We start from the raw sequence: 23,038 nt of genomic DNA on the forward strand, positions 1-23,038 counted from the left end.
ATCATGGCGAAACGGCCGACCATCACTGATCTGGCGCGCGTCTCCGGCGTCAGCGTTGCCACGGTGGACCGCGTGCTCAACAATCGCTTGCCGGTGCGCGAGGAAACGGCGCGCCGCGTCTACGAGACCGCGACCGAGATCGGCTATCACGCCGCCGGCCTGATCAAGCAGCGTATGCGCCACGAGCTGCCGGAATACCGGCTGGGTTTCCTGCTTCTGAGAGGCAATGATGTCTTCTACGCGGAGTTCGCGCGGCAGCTCGAACTCGCGGTATCGCAATCCCAGCGCTTCCGCGGCGTCGCCATCATCGACTTCGCCAGTTCGCTGGCGCCGGACGAAATCGTCGACCGCACGCGCAAACTGGCGGCCAAATGCAGGGCGGTCGCCCTGGTCGGGCCGGATCACCCGGCGCTGACGGTCACCGTCGAGGAGATGAAGGCCAAGGGGTTGCCGGTCTTTTCCCTGCTGTCCGACTTCGCGGCCGGCATTCGCGAGGGCTATGTCGGCCTCGACAATCGCAAGGTCGGCCGCACCGCGGCCTGGATGATCTCCAAGGCGGCGAAGCGGCCGGGCAAGGTCGCGCTGTTCGTCGGCAGCCACCGCTTCCACGGTCACGAACTGCGCGAAATCGGCTTCCGCTCCTTCTTCCGCGAACAGGCGCCGGACTTCACCTTGCTGGAAACGCTGGTCAATCTCGAGGCCAACCAGATCACGCAGGACACGCTGCTCGACCTGCTCGGCCGCCACCCGGACCTCGTCGGCTGCTATGTCGCGGGTGGCGGCATGGAAGGCGCGGTCGCGGCGCTGCGGCAGGCCAGGCCCGCCGAGATGCCGGCGGTCGTCTGCAACGAGATATCGGCGGTCTCGCGGTCCGCCTTGGCGGATGGGGCGCTCACCATGGTGATCTCCACGCCGCTGGCCGCCTTGTGCCGCGAACTGCTCGACCTCATGGCGCATGCCATCGAGACGGGTGCGGCCAACGCACCCGGCCAGACCTTCCTGCCGTTCGACATCTACCTGCCCGAGAACATCTAGCGAGCATTGACCTCGGGCACCGCGCCCGACGAGCCGCCACTGGCTGCCGATCCGCAACTACAGCACCAGGGGAAAGAAGCTCCACGCCCGCAGGCGAATTGGAGCTTTCTTCGATCTCAACGGCAAGCTCAGTGTCGAACGGCAAGTGAAGCAGGCGGCGGCGTGCAGGGTCTGGAGAGCGCCGCTCGATCTCTTGTTGCAGAGAGACATCTGGCATTTCTGAACGCCATGCCATCGCCCGCCCACGGCACCCAAGGAATGGACCCGGCGCGCAGACGCCGTTCGGCTCCGCCAGCATCCCCTGTCCGCCAAAATCGCACATCCGGTTCTGGAATCTCCCTTGACGCCTCCCGAGCAAATGGAATAAATATTTCACCAGGCATGTATTTTGGTTCTTTCGTTCCGGAAGATCTGTTTGATCAAGAGGCCTTGGCGTTCCAGCAAACGGCAGGCGTAACCCGGGGAGAGAGACGGTAATCGGGAGAGATTCCCCAGCCAGATCGGGGATTCCGGAGAGATCGGTGCAACCGGACACCAAAAGTGGAGGAGAAATACAATGAAGAAACTGCTTTTGGGCGTCGCCTTCGCGGCGCTGATGAGTTCATCGGCCATGGCCGCCAAGATCGGCGTCTCGATGGCCAAGTTCGACGACAATTTCCTCACCGTGCTGCGCAACGGCATGATCGAGCAGGCCAAGGGCATGAGCGGCGTCGAGCTGCAGGTCGAAGACGCGCAGAACGACGTCGCCAAGCAGCTCGACCAGATCAAGAACTTCGCCGCTTCCGGCGTCGACGCCATCATCGTCAACCCGGTCGACACCTCGGCCACGCAGGCGATGTCGGATGCGGCGGCCGCGGCCAAGATCCCGCTGGTCTACGTCAACCGCCAGCCGGTCAATGTCGACACGCTGCCCGACAACCAGGCCTTCGTCGCCTCGAACGAGGCCGATTCCGGCACGCTCGAAACCAAGGAAGTCTGCCGCCTGTTCAAGGAAGCCGGCAAGAAGGAAGCCAATGTCTATGTGATCATGGGCGAGCTTTCCAACCAGGCCGCCGTGCAGCGCACCAAGGACATCGACGATGTCATCGCCACGCCGGACTGCAGCTTCATCAAGATCATCGACAAGCAGACCTCGAACTGGGATCGCGACCAGGCGCAGAACCTGATGACCAACTGGCTGTCGACCGGCAAGAAGTTCGACGGCGTCATCGCCAACAATGACGAAAGCGCCATCGGCGCCATCCAGGCCATGAAGGCCGCCAACGTCGACATGAAGTCGGTTGTCGTCGGCGGCGTCGACGCCACCCAGGACGCACTTGCAGCCATGCAGGCGGGCGACCTCGACGCCACCGTCTTCCAGGACGCCGCCGGCCAGGGCGCCGGGGCGCTGGATGCGGCGCTGAAGCTCGCCAAGGGCGAGAAGGTCGAGCACAAGGTCTATGTCCCGTTCCAGCTGGTCACGCCGGCCAACATCGACAAGTTCCTGAAGAAGAACTGAGCCGCGGACATACGGGGCGGCGCTCTCGCACGGCGACAGCGCCGCTCCGCTTCCCTCGGCGCCCGAAAGGTGCTCGGGACGGCCGCGGCTGACGGAGGATAGAAGAATTGGCACAGACATCTCACGGCGTCGGCGGGGTCAGCTATGACGCCAGGAAGCGCACATGGCCGGCCGAATTCAACGTCTTCCTGGCGCTCGTCATCCTCGTCGTCGTCTTCGAATTGATCGGCCGGGTCTTCCTCGGCGACAGCTTTCTGTTCAACACCCGCAGCGACGTCTCCGGCCTCTTCAACGAGGCGCGCCTGCAGATCATCATCCTGCAGGTGTCGATCGTCGGCATCATCGCCATCGGCGTCACCCAGGTGATCATTACGGGTGGCATCGACCTGTCCTCAGGCTCGATCGTCGGTGCGACAGCCATGATCGCCATGAGCTTCGCCCAGGTCGCGACCGTCAACGGCAATCCCAACCCCAAGGCGATGTTCCTGGCCCAGGGCTGGACCGACCTGCCCGTGATCGTCCCGGTGCTGGTGGCGATCGGCTGCGGCCTGCTCGCCGGCCTCGTCAATGGCGCGCTGATCGCCTACACGCGCATCCCGCCCTTCATCGCCACGCTCGGCATGATGGTGACCGCGCGCGGCATCGCCAAATGGTGGTCCAAGGGCCAGCCGATCTCGTTCCCGACGGACAGTTTCGCCGCGATCGGCAAGGGCTTGATGCCCGTCATCATCTTCCTGTCGCTGGCCGTGCTGTTCCAGCTGATCATGACCTACACCAGATACGGCAAGCACTGCTACGCGATCGGCTCCAACGAGGACGCAGCGCGCATGTCTGGCATCAAGATCGCCAACCACAAGATCCTCGTCTATGTCATCGCCGGCATTCTCGCCGCGCTCGCCGCCGTCGTGCTCTCCTCCAAGAACCTCACCGCCCAGGCCGGCATGGGTGTCATGTACGAACTCGATGCCATCGCCATGGCGGTCATCGGCGGCGTCTCGCTGTCGGGCGGCCGTGGCTCCATCATCGGCACGGTGATCGGCGCGCTGATTTTCGGCGTCATCATCTCCGGCTTCACCTTCCTGCGCCTCGACGCCTACTACCAGGAGATGGTCAAGGGCGTGATCATCGTCGGCGCGGTAGTTCTAGACCAGTGGCGCCAACGCATGCGGGCAATGAGGGCTTGACCATGTCAGACATCGTCCTGAAGACCGAGAACCTCACCAAGCGCTATGGCGGCGTGCATGCGCTCGAAGGCGCCAATTTCGAGCTGCGCAAGGGCGAGCACGTCGCCATCATGGGTGACAACGGCGCCGGCAAGTCGACCTTCGTGCGCCAGATCACCGCCGTCGAGCAGCGGACCAGCGGCCAGGTCTGGTTCGATGGCAAGGAAGTGAATTTCGCCGGACCGATCGAGGCCCGCGAGGCAGGCATCGAGACGGTGTTCCAGAACCTGGCTCTGGCCGACGACCTCGACGTGCCGTCGAACCTGTTCCTCGGCCGCGAGAAAGTCCTGTTCAATCTCGGGCCATTCTCGATCCTGGACCGCAAATACATGCGCAAGGCAACCGAGGCGGCGCTGGTCCGCACCGCGGTGAAGATCCCGAACCTCTCCAACACCATCCGCCATATGTCGGGCGGCCAGCGGCAGTGCGTGGCGATCGCCAGGACGGCGACCTTTGCTTCCAAGCTGATCATCATGGACGAGCCCACGGCGGCGCTCGGCGTGCAGGAGACGGCGCAGGTCGAAAACATCATCCGCACGCTGAAGGACAATGGCGAGCCGCTGATCCTGATCAGCCACAACATGCGCCAGGTGTTCGATCTTTGCGACCGCATCGTGGTGTTCCGGCGCGGCCGCATCGTCGCCAATCTGCGCAAGGAAAATACCGACGGGCAGGACATCGTATCCTATATCACCGGCGCCAAGACCGGCGAGGCGGAACTCGCGGCCTAAGGGCCGGGCTCGGAGGCGAGGTCATCGCCTTCCCGTCGATTTGTCTTGACCGGAAAATCGTTCAGCGCCCATGACCGGCGCCCCGCTCCGAACCATCCCCAGAGGAAAATATCCATGACTGTTCGCTTCGCCCTCCTTGGTGCCGGCCGCATCGGCAAGGTCCACGCCCGCGCCGTGGGTTCCAATCCCCAGGCAAAACTGGTCGCCGTGGCCGATGCCTTCGAGAAGGCGGCGAGCGAATTGGCTGTTGCCTATGGCGCCGAGGTGCGCAGCATCGACGAAATCGAGAAGTCCAAGGACATCGACGCGGTCGTCATCTGCACGCCAACCGACACCCATGCCGATCTGATCGAGCGCTTCGCCACGGCCGGCAAGGCGATCTTCTGCGAGAAGCCGATCGACCTCGACGTCAAGCGGGTCGAGCAGTGCCTGGCCGTTGTCGACAAGGCCAAGGCGACCCTGATGGTCGGCTTCAACAGGCGTTTCGACCCGCATTTCGCCGCCGTGCGCAAGGCTATCGTCGATGGCGCCATCGGCACGGTCGAGATGGTCATCATCACCTCGCGCGATCCCGGCGCGCCACCCATCGACTACATCAAGCGTTCGGGCGGCATTTTTCGCGACATGACCATTCATGATTTCGACATGGCGCGCTTTCTGCTCGGCGAGGAGCCCGTCGCGGTCAGCGCGCACGCCTCGGTGCTGGTCGACAAGAAAATCGGCGAAGCCGGCGATTTCGACTCGGTCAGCGTCATCCTCGAAACGGCTTCGGGCAAGCAGGCAGTCATCTCCAATTCGCGCCGCGCCACATATGGCTACGACCAGCGCATCGAGGTGCACGGCTCGAAGGGCATGGTGGCGGCCGAGAACCAGCGGCCGGTGTCGATCGAACTCGCCAACGAAAAGGGCTATACGCGCCCGCCGCTGCACGACTTCTTCATGACCCGCTACCTCGACGCCTATGCCCTCGAGATCGCCGCCTTCATAGCGGCGGCGACATCCGGCAAGAAGGCGGCGCCGAGCGGCGCTGACGGCCTGGTGGCGCTGAAGCTGGCCGATGCGGCGCTGAAGTCGGCGACCACGGGCAAGACCATTCGTCTCGACAAGTAAGAACCGGACCCCCAAGGCACAGGAGTAGAGCGATGAGCGCATCCGCCGATCGCAATTCGAATACACGCGCCATCGTCACCGGCGGTGCGCAAGGCATAGGATTCGCGGTCGCCGAGGCGCTGGCCGACGAAGGCTGCCGGGCGCTGGCGCTCATCGGCCGCTCGCAGGAGAAGGGCGACAAGGCTGTTGCTCATTTCAAGAAATCGGGCGTCGACGCGATCTTCATCAGCGCCGACGTCTCCAAGGTTGCCGACTGCAAGCGCGCGGTCGCCACCGCGATCTCGCATTTCGGCACACTCAACGCACTGGTCAACGCCGCCGCCACCTCGGCGCGCGGCACGCTGGTCGAGACGTCAGAGGAGCTATTCGACCAGATATTCGACACCAATGTGCGCGGCCCGTTTTTCCTGATGCAGGGCTTGGTGGCGCATCTCTTGGAGAAAAAGGCGCCCGGGTCGATCGTCAACGTACTGTCGATGTCGGCGCATACCGGGCAGTCCTTCCTGACGCCCTATTCGACCAGCAAGGGCGCGCTGATGACACTGACCAAGAACGTCGCCAACGCCTATCGCTTCAACCGCATCCGCTGCAACGCCGTGCTGCCCGGCTGGATGGACACCGAGGGCGAGGACATCGTGCAGAAGAAATGGCACGACGCGCCCGACGACTGGCTGGCGAAGGCCGAAGCCGCGCAGCCGATGGGCCAATTGGTCAAGCCGGACCAGCTCGCGCGGCTGATCAGCTATATGGTCAGCCCGCAATCGGGCGTCATGACCGGATCGCTGGTCGACTACGACCAGAGCGTTGCTGGGTCTTTGCCGGAGTAGCTTCATGCGAGCGATCTGCGGGGCGCACATTGAACCTATCCTATGTCAGTCTTTGTGAAATCCTGACCGGTGTAGAGCAAAGCCAAATTATATGCCTTGCAACAGGCATAGGAAAAGCAATCGCCCATATTGAGCTGCGCCGGCGAATTGACACCCTTGCCGTAGTTTTGTGCGGCTTCGATGGCGAGCCGCCCGACTTCGGCCGAAATGACGACCTCGCCGATCCCCAAATCCTGCACGAAACGGTCCACGGCCGCATTCGCCTTTGCGACCGCCGTCGGTTGGACGGGTGAAGGCAGGGGGGTCTTTGAACGCGCCAAGGCCATTGCGGTCTCGAAACGAACGACCGCCGAAATGAAGAAAGGCCCGCCATGGGCATCCATCCGGGCGGCTAGTTCTCCTGCCGTGGGCTCCGGACGCAACAGAGCGACGACCGCCGAAGCGTCAATGAACAAGCTCATAATCCCCCTGAAAGCTCGTCCGAATAGGCTCGCATATCGAAGTCAGGATTATCCGCTCCGATTTCACCAGCCATTCTGACTGCCTCCGCCAAGCGTTCCGATACACTTTGGACACTGCGGGCGCGCTCAATTTCATGCGTCAGGGCCCGGCGAACCGCCTCGGCTTTACTCGGCGCCTTTGTGAGGCGCTGCACCTCAAGTACCAGCCGGTCGACTTCTCGGTCCTTCACATAAAGCGGCATCGGAGCATATCCTTTTTGGAATATCCAACATATACCTTCCTGCATATTCAAACAAGACCGCCATCAGGTGCGTGACATTAAACGCGAGTTCGGCTATAGCCCACGCATGATCAACCTGACCGCCACGTATTGGTACTTTAGGAGCTCGCTGGCGGCGGGAGGATTGCGCTCGATCTGAAGATTGCAGCAACAAGATCCGAACAGCCGCCAGACCTGGCGGCTTTTTTGTTTCAGCCGGCAGGTTCCCAAACAGGAGCAGAAAGCCGTGTTGACCACCACAGACGACCTCCGGGTCAAGGAACTGAGACTGCTGAGCACGCCGGACGAGGTGATGCGCGAGATACCGCGCTCACTCACGGCGACACGCACCGTTGCCGCCTCGCGCAACGCCATTCACTCCATCCTCACCGGGACCGACGATCGGCTTGTCGTCATCGTCGGCCCTTGTTCCATTCACGATCCGGTCGCGGCCGTTGAATATGCCAGCCGTCTGGCGGCGCTGCGCGAGGCACTGTCCGACCGGCTCGAGATCGTCATGCGCGTCTATTTCGAAAAGCCGCGCACGACGGTCGGCTGGAAAGGCCTGATCAACGATCCCGACCTCGACGGCAGCTTCAACATCGACAAGGGGCTGCGGATGGCGCGCAACGTGCTGTCCGCCGTCAACAATCTCGGCCTGCCGGCGGCGACCGAATTCCTCGACATGACGACGCCGCAATACATCGCCGACCTCGTCGCTTGGGGCGCCATCGGCGCGCGGACGACCGAGAGCCAGATCCATCGCGAGCTGGCCTCGGGTCTCTCCTGCCCGGTCGGCTTCAAGAACGGCACCGACGGCAATCTCAGGATCGCCGGCGAGGCCGTGAAGTCGGCCGCCCAGCCGCATCATTTCATGGCGGTGACCAAGGGCGGACGCAGCGCCATCGCGGCGACGACCGGAAACGAGGATTGCCACGTCATCCTGCGTGGTGGCGTTCAGCCCAATTACGATGCGGCAAGCGTCGAAGCCGCATCGGTCGAACTCATCCGCGTCGGTATCGCCCCCCGTCTGATGATCGATGTCAGCCACGCCAACTCAACCAAGAAGCCGGAGAACCAGCCCAAGGTCGCGGCCGACGTCGCTGGCCAGGTCGCGGCGGGCGACGAGCGCATCATCGGCGTCATGATCGAGAGCAATCTCGTCGCCGGCCGGCAGGATGTGATGGCCGGCAAGCCGCTGGTCTACGGCCAGAGCATCACCGATGGCTGTATCGACTGGGCGACCACCGAGACCGTGCTGCACGGCCTTGCCGGCGCTGTCGAATGGCGCCGCTCGGCACGCCGCGCGATCATGGAGAGCCGGCAGGGCGCCGCCTGATCTGTGGAGCATAAGGGCGGCGCTTCCGGGTTTCAGCCCAGGACCACGCCGCTCTTAGGCCCCGCAGCTCCCCACCTCCTTGCATGCCGCCGATCCGCGTGTTACATACTGAACCAAATGGTTCAGTATCATCCTGCCCGCCTGGATTCCTCGTTCGCCGCGCTTTCGGACGCCACCCGACGCGGGGTTCTGGAGCAGCTCGGCCGTGCGGATGCTTCGATCACGGACCTGGCCCAGAAATTCCACATGACCCTCACGGGCATGAAGAAGCATGTCGGCGTCCTGGAGCAGGCGGGCCTCGTCACGACGCGGAAGGTCGGGCGCGTGCGGACCTGCAAGCTCGGCCTGCGCCGCCTGGAGGAGGAGACGGCATGGATCGAGAGATATCGCCAGCTCTGGGCCGCACGCTTCGACGAGCTGGACAAGGTTGTCGAGGAATTGAAACGGAAGGAGGAAGCCGATGGACCAAAAGAGAGCGAATGAGCCCACCCCCATGCAGAACCGCACGACGGTGGAACGAAAGTCCGACCGGGAGCTGGTCGTCACGCGAAGCTTCGACGCGCCGGCCCGCATCGTCTTTGAAGCGTGGACAAAGCCCGAGCTGTTCAAGCAGTGGTGGGCGCCGAAGTCGATGGGCATGTTGCTGCGTTCGTGCGAGATGGATGTTCGTGCGGGAGGCGGGTACCGTTTGGTGTTCGGGAGTGATGACTCGCACCCTGCCGAATTCTTCGGAAGGTATCTCGAAGTGACACCGCCCTCGCGCCTTGTCTGGACCAATGACGAAGGTGGTGACGATGGCCCCGTCACCACGGTGACCTTCGAGGAGAAAGGCGGCAAGACGCTGCTCATCATGCATGAGCTTTATCCCTCGAAGAAAGCCCTCGACGCCGCCGGCACCGGGGCGGCGGATGCGATGGCCGAGACGTTCGGGCAGTTGGACGAGCTTCTCCCCACGCTGCGGCAGGGCGCCGCCTGATCCGGCCGGCGCCAGAAGGGCGGCGGTTCGGTTCAGCCCGAGACTACGCCGCCCTCAGCCCTTCCCATGCAGTGAACACGGAGACCGCGAAGAGCAGCAGCCCGGCCGCCCGGCCGGCAAGAATGGTTACCCGTGGATTGGCGATCAGAAGCTTGCGGCTGCGGCCGGCCGATATTGCGAGCCCGCCATAGATCGCGGCCTGCGTCAGCACGGTTAGCAGGCCCATCACCGTCGCCTGCATCCAGATCGGGCCGTACACAGGTTTCAGGAACTGCGGATAGACGGCGAGCACGAAGAGGTAGGCCTTCGGGTTGATCAGGCAGGTCACCAAGCCCTGGCGAAACGCCTTCCATGCCGAGCGGCTGCCGGCGGGTCCGTCGTGACCGACGGTGATGGAGCTGCGCATCAGCGTGATGCCGATGAAGGCCATGTAGGCGGCGCCGGCAATCAGCAGCGGCTTGAACAGGATCGGCACGAAATGCATCAGCAGGCCGACGCCTATCGCGCCGTTCAGCGTGTGCACCATGCCGCCGACCATGATGCCGCCGGTCGCGGCAAGACCCCTGTCGCGCCCGCCGGTCAACGCATTGGCAAGCACGAACAGCATGTCCATGCCTGGAACGGCGATGATGCCGAACAGGAGGATAAAAAACAGCCAGAGATTTTCAGCATAGCCCATGTCAGTTGCCTGTCGTCACGCTCGGCTCAGCCTCCGCCGAACCCGTTGATTTTCAAACCGATAGGCAGTCCTATAGGCTGGCCCAACTGACGATGGTGTGTCAGTTGTAATTGGTGCCGGGTTAGAAAAATGCGCAAGGCGTCACGCCTGTTCGAGATCATCCAGATCCTGCGGCTGGCGCGCCAGCCGGTGACGGCGTCAATGATCGCCGGCCAGCTGGAAGTGACGATCCGCTCGATCTATCGCGACATCGTGGCGCTGCAGGCGATGCGCGTGCCGATCGAGGGCGGGCGTGGCATCGGCTACATCCTGCGCCCCGGCTTCGACTTGCCGCCGCTGATGTTTTCGATCGAGGAAATGGAGGCGATCGTCCTGTCGCTGGCGCTGCTGGAGCGCACGGGCGACGACGAGCTCAAGCAGGCGGCCAAGCGCGTCGGCGCCAAGATCGCCGGCGCCGTGCCGCCGCCCTTGCGCCAGACGCTCGACGCCAATGCACTGCATGCGTGGGGATTCGCCGCGCCCTCCGCAGGTGCGATCGATCTGGCGCTGGTGCGCCGCGCCATACGCGACGAGGAGAAGCTCGAGCTCTCCTATCGCGACGAACTTGGCCGCGCTTCCGAGCGCCTCATCCGCCCGATCGCTCTGATCTACTACGCCGAAACCGCCAACATCGTCGCCTGGTGCGAGCTGCGCCAGGCGATCCGCAATTTCCGCAGCGACCGGATCGAGGATTGCCGGCCGACCGGGCTACGTTTCAAGGGCGAAGGCGATCGTTTGCGGCAGGTCTGGGTCGATGGATGGGAAGTCAATGCAGCGGCCTCCGGCTAAAGCGACCAGCGCAGCGAATCCTACCTTACATCCACCCAGCGCTTCTCCTCGAAGGAGCGCGCCATGGCGTGCACGGTGCGCTCGATCTCCAGTCCTTCGGCGAACTCGAGGAGCCGGGCCGGCTTCCCGGCAATCCGTGTCAGCAATTCGTGGCATTCGATGATCTTGAGGTCGTTGAAGCCGAGGCCGTGGCCGGGCGCCGGGACGAAGAGGTCATAGGGTCTGTGCTGCGGCGCCACCAGAATGTTGCGATAGCCCTGTTCGGTGGCTCGGTCGGACGTCAGGTAGAGCTGGAATTCGTTCATCCGCTCCTGGTCGAACAGGATCGATCCCCTGGAGCCGAAGATCTGGATGGCGATGCGGCCTTTGCGGCCCCAGGCCGAGCGGTTGACCTGCAGCGTTCCGGCAATGCCGTTTTCCAGATGCATCAGCACGCTGGCGATGTCGTAGGTCTCCACCGCGCGTCGGCCGCCTGAAGCAAGCTTGCGGTCGGCATAGGGCTTGGCCATGTCGCAGATGACGCTGCCGACACGGCCGAACAGCGCCGAGACCAGCGACAGCGGATGCACGGCGAAATCGTCGAGCGCGCCGTAGCCGGAAGTCGCCTCGTGCTTCCAGAAGAACAGCGCCTCGGGATCGGCCATGAAGTCCTCGTCCATCTCGATGCGCAGATGGTTGACCTCGCCGATGATCTTTTCGTCGAGCAGCGCGCCGATGTGACGGATGGCCGGGCTCTGGATGTAGTTGTAGCCAAGCGCCGCGACCTTGCCTGATTTCTTCGCCGCGGCCGCCATCGCTTCGGCTTCGGCAAAGCTCGGCGCCATCGGCTTTTCGCACCACAGATGCTTGCCGGCTTCGAGGACAGCGATGGCCATTTCCGGATGGAACTGGTTGGGCGTTGTCAGCGACACGATATCGACCTCCGGGTCGTTGACGACGGCGCGCCAGTCACTGGTGGCCTTGGCGAAGCCGAACTCGCCGGCCTTGCGCTTGGCGAGATCCTCATTGACCTCGCCGAGATGGACGAGCCGTGGCTTGGCCGAATCGGGGAAGACGGCCCCGACGGCGCTCCACGCGATGGCGTGGCATTTGCCCATGAAACCCGTGCCGATAAGACCGACGCCGACCATTTTTCGTTCCTTCGCTGCCACAAAACCCGAGTGGATGAATTAGTCCATTTTTTCTAGGAATGGAATGTCTGCCTCATTTTTTATGGCGTTCTTGCGCAGGCTCGCTATGATGGGGCAGAGAGGGTGTCCAGACAGGCTTGGGCAGAGGGACGATGGACGAACAGGTACCTCGCGACTTCGAGACGCTGCGTGCCACGATTCTGGACCGGCGCGAGACCCTGCCCAAGCGCATCGCCCAGATCGCCGCCTATGCGCTAGACAATCCCGACGACATCGCCTTCGGTACCGCCGCCAGCATCGCCGCTTCGGCCGGCGTGCAGCCCTCGACCCTGATCCGTTTTGCCCAGCAACTTGGCTTCGACGGTTTTACCAGCCTGCAGCAGGTATTCCGCGAGCGGCTGCGCGAGCGCAACTCTTCCTATGACGAGCGGCTGCAGGCGCTGCGCGCCAAGGCCGAGGGCGGCGCCGGCCACCGGGCGATCTTCGATGGCTTCATCGCCGCCGCCAGCACCTCGCTCAACGACATTTCCCGCACCCTGGACGATGCGCATCTGGAAGAGGCGATTTCGCTGCTGGCGAAGGCGCAGACCATCTATGTCTTGGCCAAGCGGCGCTCCTATCCGGTGGCTTCCTACATCGCCTATGCGCTCGGCAAGCTGAAGATCCGCAACCAGCTGATCGAATCGGCAGCCGGCCTGAATGCCGAGATGGTCGGCTTCGCCACACCGGCGGACGCCGTCATCGCCATCAGCTTCTCGCCCTACGCACCGGCCACGATCGAGGAGGCGCGTGCCATTTCCGAGCAGGGCGTGCCGATCGTCGCCATAACCGACAGCTCGTTCTCGCCGCTCGCCCAGTTCGCCAGGGTCTGGTTCGAGGTTGCCGAGGCGGATTTCGCCGGCTTCCGTTCGCTGTCGGCGACAATGGCGCTGGCCATGGCGCTGACCGTCGGCGTCGGCGAGAAGCGGCGCGACGCCAGCCGTAAGCGCAAGGCTTGATCAGGCATTCCATCAAGGCAATTTTAGCCAAGGGAACGCTCATTCCATATTGACTATGGATTGGAATTATTATTTCATATTGCCGGCGCCACGCAGCCGCTCGCGCGTGTTACCCAAACAATGTTGTCCATGACGACACGACCGACGGGAGGTTCCAATGAGCGAAGCCGTGGACGCAAGACAGGCGCCGCTCGATGTCATCACCATCGGCCGCGCGTCGGTCGACCTCTATGGCCAGCAGATCGGATCGCGGCTGGAGGACATCACCTCCTTCGCCAAGTCGGTCGGCGGCTGCCCGGCCAATATTTCCGTCGGCACGGCGCGGCTCGGGCTGCGCTCGGCTCTGCTGACGCGCGTCGGCGACGAGCAGATGGGCCGCTTCATCCGCGAACAGCTGAAACGCGAAGGCGTCAACACCGACGGGTTGAAGACCGACAAGGAGCGGTTGACCGCGCTGGTTCTGCTTTCGGTCGAGAGCGAAGGCGTTTCGCCGATGATTTTCTACCGATCCGACTGTGCCGACATGGCGCTGGCCGAGGAGGATATCGATGAGGCGTTTATTGCCTCGGCCCGTTCGATCGTCGTCACCGGCACGCATTTTTCCCGCGCCAGCAGCGATGCCGCCCAGCGCAAGGCGATCCGCATCATGAAGGCCAGGGGTGGCAAGGTCGTGTTCGATATCGACTATCGCCCGAATTTGTGGGGCCTTGCCGGCCACGCCGAAGGGTTTGAGCGCTATGTCAAATCCGACCGCGTCTCGGCCCGGTTGAAGACGGTGCTGCCCGATTGCGACCTCATCGTCGGCACCGAGGAAGAGATCATGATCGCGTCCGGCGCCGACGACTGCCTGAGCGCGCTGAAGACGATACGCTCACTGTCCTCGGCCACCATCGTCCTGAAGCGCGGCGCCATGGGCTGCATCGTCTATGACGGACCGATCAGCGACGATCTCGAGGACGGCGTCGTCGGCAAGGGTTTCCCGATCGAGATCTACAATGTGCTTGGCGCCGGTGACGCCTTCATGTCCGGTCTGTTGCGCGGCTGGCTCGGCGGTGAAAGCCTTGCCACGGCGGCGACCTGGGCCAATGCCTGCGGCGCCTTCGCCGTGTCGCGGCTGCTCTGCGCGCCGGAATACCCGACCTTCGAGGAGCTGCAGTTCTTCCTCGAGAACGGCAGCAAGCATCGCGCGCTGCGCAAGGACGAGGCGATCAACCACATCCATTGGGCGACGACACGCCGGCGCGACATCCCCTCGCTGATGGCGCTCGCCTGCGATCACCGTGTGCAGCTCGAGGATGTGGCGGCCAAGACAGGTGCTGATCCGGCGCGCATCCGCGATTTCAAGGTGCTGGCGGTCAAGGCGGCGGCCAAGGTCGCCGCCGGCCGCGACGGCTATGGCATGCTGATCGACGAGAAACATGGCCGCGAGGCGATGTTCGAATTCGCCCGCCATCCCTTCGCCTGGCTCGGACGACCGGTGGAACTGCCTGGCTCGCGGCCGCTGCGCTTCGAATTCTCGCAGGACATCGGCTCGCAGCTTACCGAATGGCCTGTCGACCACTGCATCAAGTGTCTGTGCTTCTATCATCCCGACGATCCGGCGGAACTGAAGGAAGAACAACAGCAGAAGCTGCGCGCGCTGTTCGAGGCCGCGCGCAAAGTTGGCCGCGAACTTCTCATCGAGATCATCGCCGGCAAGCACGGCAAGCTCGACGACACGACGATCCCGCGCGCGCTGGAGGAACTCTATGCGCTCGACATCAAGCCGGACTGGTGGAAACTCGAACCGCAGGCGTCGAGCGGCGCCTGGGCGAAGATCGAGGCGGTGATCCTGAAGCACGACCCCTGGTGCCGCGGCATCGTCCTGCTTGGCCTGGAGGCGCCGCAGGACGAGCTGGAGGCCGCTTTCGCCGCCACGGCCAACGCGCCTATCGTCAAGGGCTTTGCCGTCGGGCGCACCATCTTCGTCCACGCAGCCGAACAATGGCTGGCCGGCAGGATGTCGGATGACGAGGCAGTCGCCGACATGGCGTCGCGTTTCGAACAGTTGACCGAAGCGTGGCTTGCCGCGCGCGGCCGCAAGGCGGCATAACAACACGCAACGGTGTAGCGACTGCGAGGAAAACACCATGAGCAAGACAATCCGCCTGACGATGGCGCAGGCGCTGACCCGCTTCCTGTCCCGCCAGATGACCGAGATCGACGGGAGAAAAACGCCGATCTTCGGCGGCGTCTGGGCTATCTTCGGCCATGGCAATGTCGCCGGCATCGGCGAGGCGCTCTACCAGGTGCGCGACGAATTGCCGACCTTCCGCGCCCACAATGAGCAGGCGATGGCGCATGCGGCGATCGCCTATGGCAAGGCCAATTTCCGCCGCCGCTTCATGGCCGCGACCTCTTCGATCGGCCCCGGCGCGATGAACATGGTGACGGCGGCGGCCCTTGCCCACGTAAACAGGTTGCCCGTCCTGTTTTTGCCGGGCGACGTCTTTGCCAACCGCATTCCCGATCCCGTGCTGCAGCAGGCCGAGGATTTTTCCGACGGCACGGCGACGGTCAACGACTGCTTCCGCCCCGTGTCGCGCTATTTCGATCGCATCACCCGGCCGGAGCAGATCATTCCGGCGCTGAGCCGCGCCATGCAGGTGCTGACCGATCCGGCCGAATGTGGCCCGGTGACTTTGTCGCTCTGCCAGGACGTGCAGGCCGAGGCCCATGACTATCCCGAGAGCTTCTTTGCCGAGCGGATCTGGCGCCAGCGCCGGCCGCGCCCGGACCGTGGTGAACTGGCGGCGGCCGTGGCGGCGCTCAAGGGAGCCAGGAAGCCGCTGATCATCGCCGGCGGCGGCGTGCTCTACTCTCAGGCTTCGGACGAACTGGCCAAATTCGCCCAAGCCGCCGGCATCCCCGTCTGCGAAACGCAAGGCGGCAAGTCCTCGCTGCCGGACGATCACCAGCTCAACATGGCGGCGGTCGGTGTTACCGGCACTTCGGCCGCCAACCGGCTGGCGGAAGAGGCCGATGTCGTGCTCGCCATCGGCACGCGGCTGCAGGATTTCACCACCGGCTCGTGGGCGCTGTTCAAGAATTCCGGCAAGACCATCATCGGGCTCAACGTGCAGCCCTTCGATGCCGGCAAGCACCGGGCGCTGCCGCTGGTCGCGGATGCCTGGGAAGGGCTGGCCGAGTTGGGAACCGCGCTGCAAGGCTGGAAGGCGCCTGCCGCCTGGACCGACAATGCGGCCGCCGGCAAGAAGGCCTGGCAGGCCGATGCGGCCAAGGTGACGGCCTCGACCAACGCTGCTTTCCCCTCGGATGCGCAGGTGATCGGCGCCGTGCAGCGCGCCATGGGCTCAGGCGTGACGCTGCTGCATGCGGCAGGGGGCCTTCCGGGCGAACTGCACAAGCTCTGGCAGGCCGGCGCGCCCGGCTCCTATCACGCAGAATATGGCTTCTCGACCATGGGTTACGAGATCGCCGGCGGGCTCGGCACCAAGATGGCCAAGCCCGACGAGGAGGTCGTGGTCATGATCGGCGACGGCTCCTACCTGATGCTCAACTCCGAAATCGCCACCTCGGTGATGCTCGGCCTGAAGCTGACCGTCGTGCTGCTCGACAACAGGGGTTTTGGCTGCATCAACCGGCTGCAGATGGCGACCGGCGGCGCCAACTTCAACAATCTCTTGCTGGACTCGCGCCACGAAATCCTGCCCGACATCGACTTTGCCGCGCATGCGGCAAGCATGGGCGCGATAGCCGAGAAAGTGCCATCGATCGCCGAGCTGGAAAATGCGCTGCAAAAAGCCAAGAAGAACGATCGCACCACCGTGCTGGTCATCGACACCGATCCGCTGGTTTCGACCGATGCCGGCGGCCATTGGTGGGATGTGGCGGTGCCCGAGGTCTCGGCGCGGCCTCAAGTGAACGCCGCGCGCAAGGCCTATGACGAGAAGCGGCGGATGCAGAACGTCGGCGATTGATATCGACCGCCCAAGCTCCTCCCTTCTCCCCGTCACTATACGGGGAGAAGGTGCCGGCAGGCGGATGAGGGGCGGCGCCAACAGACAAGAAATGAAACTGTTTTTGGGACCGGAGTGACGACTTGAAAGCCAAATTGGGCATGTCCCCCATCGCATGGTGGAACGACGATCTTGCCGAACTGAGCGATGACGTGTCGCTGGAGGAATGTCTGCGCCAGTCGCGCTCGGCCGGCTTCACAGGCATGGAGATGGGCCGGCGCTTTCCCAACGACCCCGCCATCATGCTGCCGATCCTGAAGGCCGCCGACGTGACGCTGTGCGGCGGCTGGTTTTCGGGCACGCTGGTCGATGAGGAGATGGCTGCCAACAAGGATCGCGTCCAGCCGATGATCGACCTGTTCAAGGCGGTCGACGCGCCCTGCATCGTCTATGGCGAGGTCGGCCGCTCGATCCAGGGCGACCGTACCAAGCCGCTCGCCACCAAGCCGAAGCTCACTGGCGACGAGATGAAGGCCTACGCGCGGCGCTTGACCGAATTCGGCGAATGGTGCGCCGGGCAAGGCATGCCGCTGTCCTATCACCATCACATGGCGGCTGTGGTCGAGACCGAGCCGGAGCTCGATGCCTTCATTCGCCATTCGGGCGAAGGCATCCCACTGCTGCTCGATGCCGGACACCTCGCCTTTGCCGGCGGCGACGTGCTGCGCGCCATCGACAACCACCACAAGCGCATCAGCCACGTCCATGTGAAGGATGTGCGCATGGGCGTGATCGAGAAGCTCGACCGCACCAGGCAATCTTTCCTCGATGCGGTGGCGCTCGGCGCCTTCACCGTGCCGGGCGACGGATCGCTCGATTTCGGCGCCATCGTGCAGCGCTTCGCCGACCATGGCTATGAAGGCTGGTTCGTGGTCGAGGCTGAACAGGACCCGAAGAAGAACCCGCCGTTGAAGATGGCGCAGGTTGGCCACAGGGAGCTGATGCGGGTGATGACATCAGCCGGCTACACGGTGGAGACGCAAGGTTTTCCGAATGCCTGAAGACTGGATTCGCCGTGAGGCGCGGTCTATCTGAGGACGGATTGCTGAATTCGGATGGCGCGATGAAAGATTATGAACACCCGTTCTTCCGCCCGCTGTGGCGGCGCATCGCCGTCGTGGCCGTCTGCCTGATCTGGTCGGTGATCGAGTTCGCGTCCGGCACGCCGTTCTGGGGCGTCATCGCGCTCGGTTTTGCCGGCTACGCCATCTGGCAGTTTTTCTATCTCTACAAGCCGGTGGACGAGAGCAAGGCCGCAAGCGAGACCGAACCGAAGGAGTAACCCGATGTCGAAACTGCTCGTCAAAGCCGACAAGGGCCATGGCCGCGTCGCCCATGTGACGCCGAAAAGCGCCGGCTGGACCTATGTCGGTTTCGACCTGCATCGGCTGAAGCCGGGCGAAAACGCGTCGGGAAAGACGGAAGACCGCGAAGTCTGCCTGGTGTTCGTGACCGGCAAGGGTACCGTGAAAGCCGGCGGCAAGGATCTCGGCCTGCTCGGCGAGCGCATGTCGCCCTTCGATGGCAAGCCGTGGTCGGTCTATGTGCCGCAGGGATCGGACTGGTCGGTGACGGCCGATACCGAGCTGGAACTTGGCGTCTGCTCGGCGCCCGGTCTTGGCGGCGGCCTGCCGGTCCGGGTGATCGGACCGGGCGATCTCGGCCAGGAGGTGCGCGGCAAGGGCACCAACACGCGCTACGTCACCAACATCCTGCCGGAAGGCCAGCCGGCCGACTCGTTGCTGGTCGTCGAGGTCATCACGCCCGGCGGTCACACGTCGAGCTACCCGCCGCACAAGCACGACCAGGACAACCTGCCTGCCGAGTCCTATCTCGAGGAAACCTACTACCATCGCCTCAACCCGCCGCAGGGCTTTGCCTTCCAGCGCGTCTACACCGATGCCGACAAAAGCGGACATCGCGCGCTGGACGAAGCCATGGCGATCGAGGATGGCGATGTGGTGCTGGTGCCCAAGGGCTATCACCCCTGTGCCGCCTGCCACGGCTATGACCTCTATTACCTCAACGTGATGGCCGGACCGAAGCGGACGTGGAAATTCCACAATGCTCCCGAGCACGAATGGTTGATGAAGGCCTGACCGTGTCGCCGTCCGGTCGAACTTATTGGTCCAGCTTGGAAAAATCGTCGGCTAAGGACCCGAAGTGTCGATTTGCCTTCTAAAACCCGTCAAAGCTTCGTCAATCCGTCATGGAAATCACCTATGGCAACAGTTCTGACGAGGACTTCCCATGCGTTATGCCATTTATTTCACCCCCCGGCAGGACGAGCCGCTGGCGCGCATCGCCGCGAATTGGCTGGGCCGCGATCCGTTCGGCGCCGCGACAAGGCCGGTTGAGGCCGTTGCCGATCTGTCGGCGGCGGAAGTGGCCTTCCACACCGCTTCGGCGCGCCGCTATGGCTTTCACGCGACGCTGAAGGCGCCCTTCCACCTGGCTGCGACGGAGACCGAAGCCTCGCTCCGCGCGGCGCTGGATCATTTTGCCGAGGTTACGCCTGTCGTCACGATCCCGCGCCTGGTCGTCAGCCAGATCGACAGCTTCTTCGCGCTGGTGCCGGATGGTCCGCTGCCGCCGCTCAACCGCTTCGCCGACGATGTGGTACGCGATTTCGATCGGTTTCGCGCGCCGCTGTCCGAGGCCGAGATCGAGCGGCGCAGCCCGGATTCGCTGAAGCCGGTCGAGTTTCGCAATCTCTGCCAATGGGGCTATCCCTATGTCTTCGAGACCTTCCGCTTCCACATGACCCTGTCCGGGCGGGCCGGCCCACGGGAAAGCCCTCGCCTGCGCGCCGCCATCGACAGCCTTTTCGCCGATGTGTTGCGCCAGCCCGTGCTCGTGGACGCGCTGACATTGTTTATCGAACCCGAGCCCGGTGCGCCGTTCATGGTGCTTTCCCAGCACGCGCTCGGACGCCGCCCGGCCCGAAAAATCGCCTGAACGAAACCCGACTGCAAGACCAAGGACTACCCGCAATGACCGCCGAAACTGTTCTTTCCAACGCCCGCATCGTTCTTGCCGACGAGATCGTCGAAGGCTCACTGGTGCTGCGCGATGGCTTGATCGCGGGCATCGATGCCGGTTCGGCCCGGACCGGCGAGGACATGGGCGGCGACTTCATCATTCCAGGGCTGGTCGAACTCCACACCGACCATCTCGAGGGCCATTATGCGCCGCGGCCGAAAGTGCGCTGGAACCCGATCGCCGCGGTGCTCGCCCATGACGCGCAGGTGGCGACCGCCGGCATCACGACCGTGCTCGATGCCTTGCGCGTCGGCATGGACGAGGACGCCGACCTGACATTGGACGACATACGCAAGCTGGCCGATGCGATCGAGGACAGCGTCGCGCAGGATCGTTTGCGGGCCGATCACTTCCTGCACCTTCGCTGCGAGGTTTCAGCGCCGGATTGCCTCAACGCATTCGCCAATTTCGACGGTGACGAACGAGTCAAGCTGGCGTCGCTGATGGACCACGCACCGGGCCAGCGCCAGTTCGTCAATCTTGAAACCTATGCCTACTACTACCAGCGCAAGCTGAAACTCTCGGATCGCGATTTCCAGAAATTCTGCGAGAAGCGGATGGACGAATCGTCACGCAACTCCGGGCCGAACCGCGTCTTCATCGCCGCCGCCTGCCGGGAGCGCGGCATCGTGCTCGCCAGCCACGACGATGCGACGTCGGCTCATGTCGAGGAGGCCATCGAGCAGGGTGTGCGGGTCGCCGAGTTCCCGACCACCGAGGAAGCGGCGCGTGCCTCGAAGGCCGCCGGGCTTGGGGTGCTGATGGGGGCGCCCAATGTCATGCGCGGCGCCTCGCATTCGGGCAATGTCTCGGCACGCACCTTGGCCAGTGACGGCCTGCTCGACATCCTGTCGTCCGACTACATTCCCTTCAGCCTGATCCAGTCGGCCTTCTTCCTCGGCGACATGGTCGAAGGTATTTCGCTGCCGCGGGCCGTCGCCATGGTTTCGAAGAACCCGGCGCGGGCCGTCGGCCTCGACGACCGCGGCGTCATCGAGCAGGGCCGTCGCGCCGATCTGGTGCGCGTGCGCGTCGACGATCATGTTCCGGTCGTACGCACCGTCTGGCGGCAGGGATGCCGGGTGGCATGATGGTGTCGGCCTCGATCGAGCGCGAACTGTCCGCCGAAACCTTCCCGATCCGCCACGGCGTCTTCGTCGCTGTCGTGGGCCCCAGCGGCGCCGGCAAGGACACGGTCATAGGCTATGCCAAGGCGCTCTTTGCCGACGAGACGCAGCTGGAGTTCGTGCGCCGCGTCATCACCAGGCCGAGCGATACGGCGAGCGAGGACCACGATACGCTGGCCGACGCCGCCTTCGCGGAGGCCGAGGCTGACGGCGCCTTCGCCATCTCCTGGGAAGCGCATGGCCTGCGCTATGGCCTGCCTGCCGATGTCGACTGGTCTGTCACCAATGGACATGTCGCCGTGGCCAACGTGTCGCGCGCGATCATCCCCGCCTTGCGCGAGCGCTATGCCAATCTGGCCGTCGTCGAGATCACCGCTTCGCCCGAGGTGCTGGCGGAGCGGCTGGCGATGCGCGGCCGCGAGTCGCGCGGCGAGGTGCTGGCGCGGCTGGCGCGCAGCGCCAATATGAGCTTGTCCGGCCCTGGCGTCACGTCAATCGACAACAGCGGTCCGCGCGAAGTGGCCGGCGAACGTTTCGCGGAAGTGCTGCGCAAGGCCATGGCCTTTTCCGACATGTCGGGCCTGATCTGATCTGCCTTGTTTCACCCGCCTGCTTGCGCTGCCGCTGGAAACGCTCCGGGCTGCTGGCCGCGTGGGGTGATTCTGGATTACGATCCGCGAACTCGAAATGAGGTCGAGCCAGACAGGAAACTTCATGCAGACACTGACACCCGTCCTCTCGATAATCACGGCGGCATTTCTCGCCTCCCTGGTCGAGGTCGTCGAAGCTTTCACCATCGTACTTGCGGTGGGGGTGACACGCAGCTGGCGCCCGGCATTGACCGGCGCCGCGCTGGCGCTGGCTGTGCTGGCGGCCCTGGTGCTGGCCTTCGGTCCGCTGCTGGCGCTGGTCCCGATCACCACGCTGCAGTTCGTCGTCGGGGTGCTGCTCATCCTGTTCGGCATGCGCTGGCTGCGAAAAGCCATCCTGCGCAGCGTCGGCGTCATTGCCCTGCATGACGAGGAGGCGGCCTTCGCCAAGGAAACCGTGGCCCTGCACCAGCAGGCCGCCGATCGGCGCGCCGATTACCTCGCCGGGCTGGCCTCGTTCAAGGCGGTGCTGCTCGAGGGTGTCGAGGTGGTGTTCATCGTCATCGCCGTCGGCGCCGCGCATGGGCAGACATTTTACGCCAGCATGGGTGCGCTGGCGGCTTTCATCCTGGTGATGCTTGTCGGCTTGGCCGTCCACCGGCCGCTGGCGCGCGTGCCCGAGAATGCGCTCAAATTCGTGGTCGGGCTGATGCTGACCAGTTTTGGCATCTTCTGGACCGGCGAAGGCATCGGCGCCGATTGGCCTGGCGCCGATCTTGCCCTGCTCGCCATCTTCGCCATCGTCGCGCTGGCGTCCTTCGCCATGGTGCGCTGGCTGCGCGGTATCCGTCCAACAGCAGCCGGAGGACTCGCCTGATGAACGTCCTTCGTCTCGTTGCCAGGGAAGTCATCGGCATGTTCGTCGATGACGGCAATCTGGCCCTGCTGGCGCTGGTCCTGGTGGCCGCCGTTACCGCGGCGGTGAAGTTGCTCGCGCTGCCGCCGCTGCTTGGCGGCGCGCTGCTGCTGGTTGGCTGCCTTGCCATCCTGTTGCAAAGCGTTCGCCGCGCCGCACGACAGAGCGGCAGGTAATTTCAGCCAGGCATGGCGGATGACCAGAGGGTGCCGCGAAAGGCACGCCACCCCGTCACCCCTGCACCGGTAA

Annotated in this window: 25 protein-coding genes; 21 read left to right on the plus strand and 4 right to left on the minus strand. The window is 64.0% G+C overall.

Going from position 1 to position 23,038, the window contains the following annotated elements; genetic code table 11:
• The first annotated feature begins 3 nt into the window (after positions 1 to 3).
• From AC3CB8_RS05030 to AC3CB8_RS05055, 6 genes are all read left to right on the plus strand, one after another.
• Positions 4 to 1,035: a LacI family DNA-binding transcriptional regulator gene (locus AC3CB8_RS05030; protein ID WP_352563340.1), complete on the plus strand. Its 1,032-nt coding sequence runs from the start codon at positions 4 to 6 to the stop codon at positions 1,033 to 1,035.
• A gap of 556 nt (positions 1,036 to 1,591) precedes the next feature.
• Positions 1,592 to 2,533, plus strand: coding sequence for a sugar ABC transporter substrate-binding protein (locus AC3CB8_RS05035; RefSeq protein ID WP_023772156.1), 942 nt, complete (start codon positions 1,592 to 1,594; stop codon positions 2,531 to 2,533).
• A 107-nt stretch (positions 2,534 to 2,640) separates the two neighbouring features.
• Entirely contained in the window at positions 2,641 to 3,717 is a 1,077-nt protein-coding gene (locus AC3CB8_RS05040; protein WP_023772157.1) for an ABC transporter permease, read from the plus strand.
• Positions 3,718 to 3,719: 2 nt separating this feature from the next.
• Positions 3,720 to 4,487, plus strand: a complete 768-nt coding sequence (locus AC3CB8_RS05045; protein ID WP_023772158.1) for an ATP-binding cassette domain-containing protein — start codon at positions 3,720 to 3,722, stop codon at positions 4,485 to 4,487.
• A gap of 114 nt (positions 4,488 to 4,601) precedes the next feature.
• On the plus strand, positions 4,602 to 5,597 hold the full coding sequence (iolG, locus tag AC3CB8_RS05050) for an inositol 2-dehydrogenase (RefSeq protein ID WP_023772159.1): 996 nt from the start codon (positions 4,602 to 4,604) through the stop codon (positions 5,595 to 5,597).
• 32 nt (positions 5,598 to 5,629) lie between these two features.
• Entirely contained in the window at positions 5,630 to 6,424 is a 795-nt protein-coding gene (locus tag AC3CB8_RS05055; RefSeq protein ID WP_023772160.1) for an SDR family oxidoreductase, read from the plus strand.
• A gap of 35 nt (positions 6,425 to 6,459) precedes the next feature.
• Here the strand turns inward: AC3CB8_RS05055 and AC3CB8_RS05060 are convergent, their stop codons facing one another.
• Together AC3CB8_RS05060 and AC3CB8_RS05065 are read right to left on the minus strand one after the other, a co-directional pair.
• A complete protein-coding gene (locus AC3CB8_RS05060; protein ID WP_031240294.1) occupies positions 6,460 to 6,885 on the minus strand; it encodes a type II toxin-antitoxin system VapC family toxin in 426 nt (141 codons plus the stop codon).
• Positions 6,882 to 7,127, minus strand: a complete 246-nt coding sequence (locus AC3CB8_RS05065) for a type II toxin-antitoxin system VapB family antitoxin (protein ID WP_023772162.1) — start codon at positions 7,125 to 7,127, stop codon at positions 6,882 to 6,884. The genes AC3CB8_RS05060 and AC3CB8_RS05065 overlap by 4 nt, the downstream gene beginning before the upstream one ends.
• 265 nt (positions 7,128 to 7,392) lie before the next feature.
• Between AC3CB8_RS05065 and AC3CB8_RS05070 the strand changes: the two genes are divergently transcribed.
• The 3 genes from AC3CB8_RS05070 to AC3CB8_RS05080 all read left to right on the plus strand — a co-directional run bounded on the left by AC3CB8_RS05070 (position 7,393) and on the right by AC3CB8_RS05080 (position 9,460).
• Positions 7,393 to 8,484, plus strand: a complete 1,092-nt coding sequence (locus tag AC3CB8_RS05070; protein WP_023781886.1) for a 3-deoxy-7-phosphoheptulonate synthase — start codon at positions 7,393 to 7,395, stop codon at positions 8,482 to 8,484.
• A 117-nt stretch (positions 8,485 to 8,601) separates the two neighbouring features.
• A complete protein-coding gene (locus AC3CB8_RS05075; protein ID WP_352563339.1) occupies positions 8,602 to 8,967 on the plus strand; it encodes an ArsR/SmtB family transcription factor in 366 nt (121 codons plus the stop codon).
• Positions 8,945 to 9,460, plus strand: a complete 516-nt coding sequence (locus AC3CB8_RS05080; RefSeq protein WP_023781884.1) for an SRPBCC family protein — start codon at positions 8,945 to 8,947, stop codon at positions 9,458 to 9,460. Before AC3CB8_RS05075 ends, AC3CB8_RS05080 begins: the two co-directional genes overlap by 23 nt.
• Positions 9,461 to 9,503: 43 nt before the next feature.
• On the opposite strand, the gene AC3CB8_RS05085 is transcribed toward AC3CB8_RS05080, so the two are convergent.
• The gene (locus AC3CB8_RS05085; protein WP_023772166.1) at positions 9,504 to 10,139 is read right to left on the minus strand and encodes a LysE family translocator; all 636 of its coding nucleotides are present in this window, start codon (positions 10,137 to 10,139) and stop codon (positions 9,504 to 9,506) included.
• A 129-nt stretch (positions 10,140 to 10,268) separates the two neighbouring features.
• Between AC3CB8_RS05085 and AC3CB8_RS05090 the strand changes: the two genes are divergently transcribed.
• Positions 10,269 to 10,967, plus strand: coding sequence for a helix-turn-helix transcriptional regulator (locus AC3CB8_RS05090; RefSeq protein ID WP_023793190.1), 699 nt, complete (start codon positions 10,269 to 10,271; stop codon positions 10,965 to 10,967).
• Between the two features lie 20 nt (positions 10,968 to 10,987).
• Here AC3CB8_RS05090 and AC3CB8_RS05095 read toward each other — a convergent pair whose 3' ends face one another.
• Positions 10,988 to 12,097 carry a Gfo/Idh/MocA family protein gene (locus AC3CB8_RS05095; RefSeq protein WP_023793188.1) on the minus strand — a complete coding sequence of 370 codons (1,110 nt, stop codon included), beginning with the start codon at positions 12,095 to 12,097 and terminating at the stop codon, positions 10,988 to 10,990.
• Between the two features lie 152 nt (positions 12,098 to 12,249).
• Here AC3CB8_RS05095 and AC3CB8_RS05100 point away from each other — a divergent pair, with 152 nt between their 5' ends.
• The 11 genes from AC3CB8_RS05100 (at position 12,250) to AC3CB8_RS05150 (ending at position 22,965) form a co-directional block, all read left to right on the plus strand.
• A complete protein-coding gene (locus tag AC3CB8_RS05100; RefSeq protein ID WP_023772168.1) occupies positions 12,250 to 13,095 on the plus strand; it encodes a MurR/RpiR family transcriptional regulator in 846 nt (281 codons plus the stop codon).
• 157 nt (positions 13,096 to 13,252) lie between these two features.
• Positions 13,253 to 15,187: a bifunctional 5-dehydro-2-deoxygluconokinase/5-dehydro-2-deoxyphosphogluconate aldolase gene (locus AC3CB8_RS05105; protein WP_352563338.1), complete on the plus strand. Its 1,935-nt coding sequence runs from the start codon at positions 13,253 to 13,255 to the stop codon at positions 15,185 to 15,187.
• A 37-nt stretch (positions 15,188 to 15,224) separates the two neighbouring features.
• Positions 15,225 to 17,075, plus strand: coding sequence for a 3D-(3,5/4)-trihydroxycyclohexane-1,2-dione acylhydrolase (decyclizing) (gene iolD / locus AC3CB8_RS05110; RefSeq protein ID WP_352563337.1), 1,851 nt, complete (start codon positions 15,225 to 15,227; stop codon positions 17,073 to 17,075).
• A gap of 122 nt (positions 17,076 to 17,197) precedes the next feature.
• The gene (gene iolE / locus AC3CB8_RS05115; RefSeq protein ID WP_352563336.1) at positions 17,198 to 18,115 is read left to right on the plus strand and encodes a myo-inosose-2 dehydratase; all 918 of its coding nucleotides are present in this window, start codon (positions 17,198 to 17,200) and stop codon (positions 18,113 to 18,115) included.
• 62 nt (positions 18,116 to 18,177) lie between these two features.
• The gene (locus tag AC3CB8_RS05120; RefSeq protein WP_023772172.1) at positions 18,178 to 18,396 is read left to right on the plus strand and encodes a DUF3329 domain-containing protein; all 219 of its coding nucleotides are present in this window, start codon (positions 18,178 to 18,180) and stop codon (positions 18,394 to 18,396) included.
• Between the two features lie 4 nt (positions 18,397 to 18,400).
• Positions 18,401 to 19,213: a 5-deoxy-glucuronate isomerase gene (iolB, locus tag AC3CB8_RS05125; RefSeq protein WP_023772173.1), complete on the plus strand. Its 813-nt coding sequence runs from the start codon at positions 18,401 to 18,403 to the stop codon at positions 19,211 to 19,213.
• Between the two features lie 151 nt (positions 19,214 to 19,364).
• Positions 19,365 to 20,072 carry a DUF1045 domain-containing protein gene (locus AC3CB8_RS05130; RefSeq protein ID WP_352563335.1) on the plus strand — a complete coding sequence of 236 codons (708 nt, stop codon included), beginning with the start codon at positions 19,365 to 19,367 and terminating at the stop codon, positions 20,070 to 20,072.
• Positions 20,073 to 20,107: 35 nt separating this feature from the next.
• Positions 20,108 to 21,247 carry an alpha-D-ribose 1-methylphosphonate 5-triphosphate diphosphatase gene (locus tag AC3CB8_RS05135; RefSeq protein WP_023772175.1) on the plus strand — a complete coding sequence of 380 codons (1,140 nt, stop codon included), beginning with the start codon at positions 20,108 to 20,110 and terminating at the stop codon, positions 21,245 to 21,247.
• The gene (gene phnN / locus AC3CB8_RS05140; protein WP_023772176.1) at positions 21,244 to 21,873 is read left to right on the plus strand and encodes a phosphonate metabolism protein/1,5-bisphosphokinase (PRPP-forming) PhnN; all 630 of its coding nucleotides are present in this window, start codon (positions 21,244 to 21,246) and stop codon (positions 21,871 to 21,873) included. Before AC3CB8_RS05135 ends, phnN begins: the two co-directional genes overlap by 4 nt.
• Before the next feature lie 124 nt (positions 21,874 to 21,997).
• Positions 21,998 to 22,750: a COG4280 domain-containing protein gene (locus tag AC3CB8_RS05145; RefSeq protein ID WP_023772177.1), complete on the plus strand. Its 753-nt coding sequence runs from the start codon at positions 21,998 to 22,000 to the stop codon at positions 22,748 to 22,750.
• Entirely contained in the window at positions 22,750 to 22,965 is a 216-nt protein-coding gene (locus tag AC3CB8_RS05150) for a hypothetical protein (protein ID WP_023772178.1), read from the plus strand. The genes AC3CB8_RS05145 and AC3CB8_RS05150 overlap by 1 nt, the downstream gene beginning before the upstream one ends.
• The last annotated feature ends 73 nt before the right edge of the window (positions 22,966 to 23,038 follow it).

The sequence above is a fragment of the Mesorhizobium sp. P160927 genome (assembly GCF_057766385.1).

Coding starts and splice junctions, on each gene's coding strand:
- AC3CB8_RS05030 (WP_352563340.1), top strand. CDS start 4: ATGGCGAAACGGCCGACCATCACTGATCTGGCGCGCGTCTCCGGCGTC.
- AC3CB8_RS05035 (WP_023772156.1), top strand. CDS start 1,592: ATGAAGAAACTGCTTTTGGGCGTCGCCTTCGCGGCGCTGATGAGTTCA.
- AC3CB8_RS05045 (WP_023772158.1), top strand. CDS start 3,720: ATGTCAGACATCGTCCTGAAGACCGAGAACCTCACCAAGCGCTATGGC.
- iolG (WP_023772159.1), top strand. CDS start 4,602: ATGACTGTTCGCTTCGCCCTCCTTGGTGCCGGCCGCATCGGCAAGGTC.
- AC3CB8_RS05055 (WP_023772160.1), top strand. CDS start 5,630: ATGAGCGCATCCGCCGATCGCAATTCGAATACACGCGCCATCGTCACC.
- AC3CB8_RS05060 (WP_031240294.1), bottom strand. CDS start 6,885: ATGAGCTTGTTCATTGACGCTTCGGCGGTCGTCGCTCTGTTGCGTCCG.
- AC3CB8_RS05065 (WP_023772162.1), bottom strand. CDS start 7,127: ATGCCGCTTTATGTGAAGGACCGAGAAGTCGACCGGCTGGTACTTGAG.
- AC3CB8_RS05075 (WP_352563339.1), top strand. CDS start 8,602: ATGGTTCAGTATCATCCTGCCCGCCTGGATTCCTCGTTCGCCGCGCTT.
- AC3CB8_RS05080 (WP_023781884.1), top strand. CDS start 8,945: ATGGACCAAAAGAGAGCGAATGAGCCCACCCCCATGCAGAACCGCACG.
- AC3CB8_RS05085 (WP_023772166.1), bottom strand. CDS start 10,139: ATGGGCTATGCTGAAAATCTCTGGCTGTTTTTTATCCTCCTGTTCGGC.
- AC3CB8_RS05090 (WP_023793190.1), top strand. CDS start 10,269: ATGCGCAAGGCGTCACGCCTGTTCGAGATCATCCAGATCCTGCGGCTG.
- AC3CB8_RS05095 (WP_023793188.1), bottom strand. CDS start 12,097: ATGGTCGGCGTCGGTCTTATCGGCACGGGTTTCATGGGCAAATGCCAC.
- AC3CB8_RS05100 (WP_023772168.1), top strand. CDS start 12,250: ATGGACGAACAGGTACCTCGCGACTTCGAGACGCTGCGTGCCACGATT.
- AC3CB8_RS05105 (WP_352563338.1), top strand. CDS start 13,253: ATGAGCGAAGCCGTGGACGCAAGACAGGCGCCGCTCGATGTCATCACC.
- iolD (WP_352563337.1), top strand. CDS start 15,225: ATGAGCAAGACAATCCGCCTGACGATGGCGCAGGCGCTGACCCGCTTC.
- AC3CB8_RS05120 (WP_023772172.1), top strand. CDS start 18,178: ATGAAAGATTATGAACACCCGTTCTTCCGCCCGCTGTGGCGGCGCATC.
- iolB (WP_023772173.1), top strand. CDS start 18,401: ATGTCGAAACTGCTCGTCAAAGCCGACAAGGGCCATGGCCGCGTCGCC.
- AC3CB8_RS05130 (WP_352563335.1), top strand. CDS start 19,365: ATGCGTTATGCCATTTATTTCACCCCCCGGCAGGACGAGCCGCTGGCG.
- AC3CB8_RS05135 (WP_023772175.1), top strand. CDS start 20,108: ATGACCGCCGAAACTGTTCTTTCCAACGCCCGCATCGTTCTTGCCGAC.
- phnN (WP_023772176.1), top strand. CDS start 21,244: ATGATGGTGTCGGCCTCGATCGAGCGCGAACTGTCCGCCGAAACCTTC.
- AC3CB8_RS05145 (WP_023772177.1), top strand. CDS start 21,998: ATGCAGACACTGACACCCGTCCTCTCGATAATCACGGCGGCATTTCTC.
- AC3CB8_RS05150 (WP_023772178.1), top strand. CDS start 22,750: ATGAACGTCCTTCGTCTCGTTGCCAGGGAAGTCATCGGCATGTTCGTC.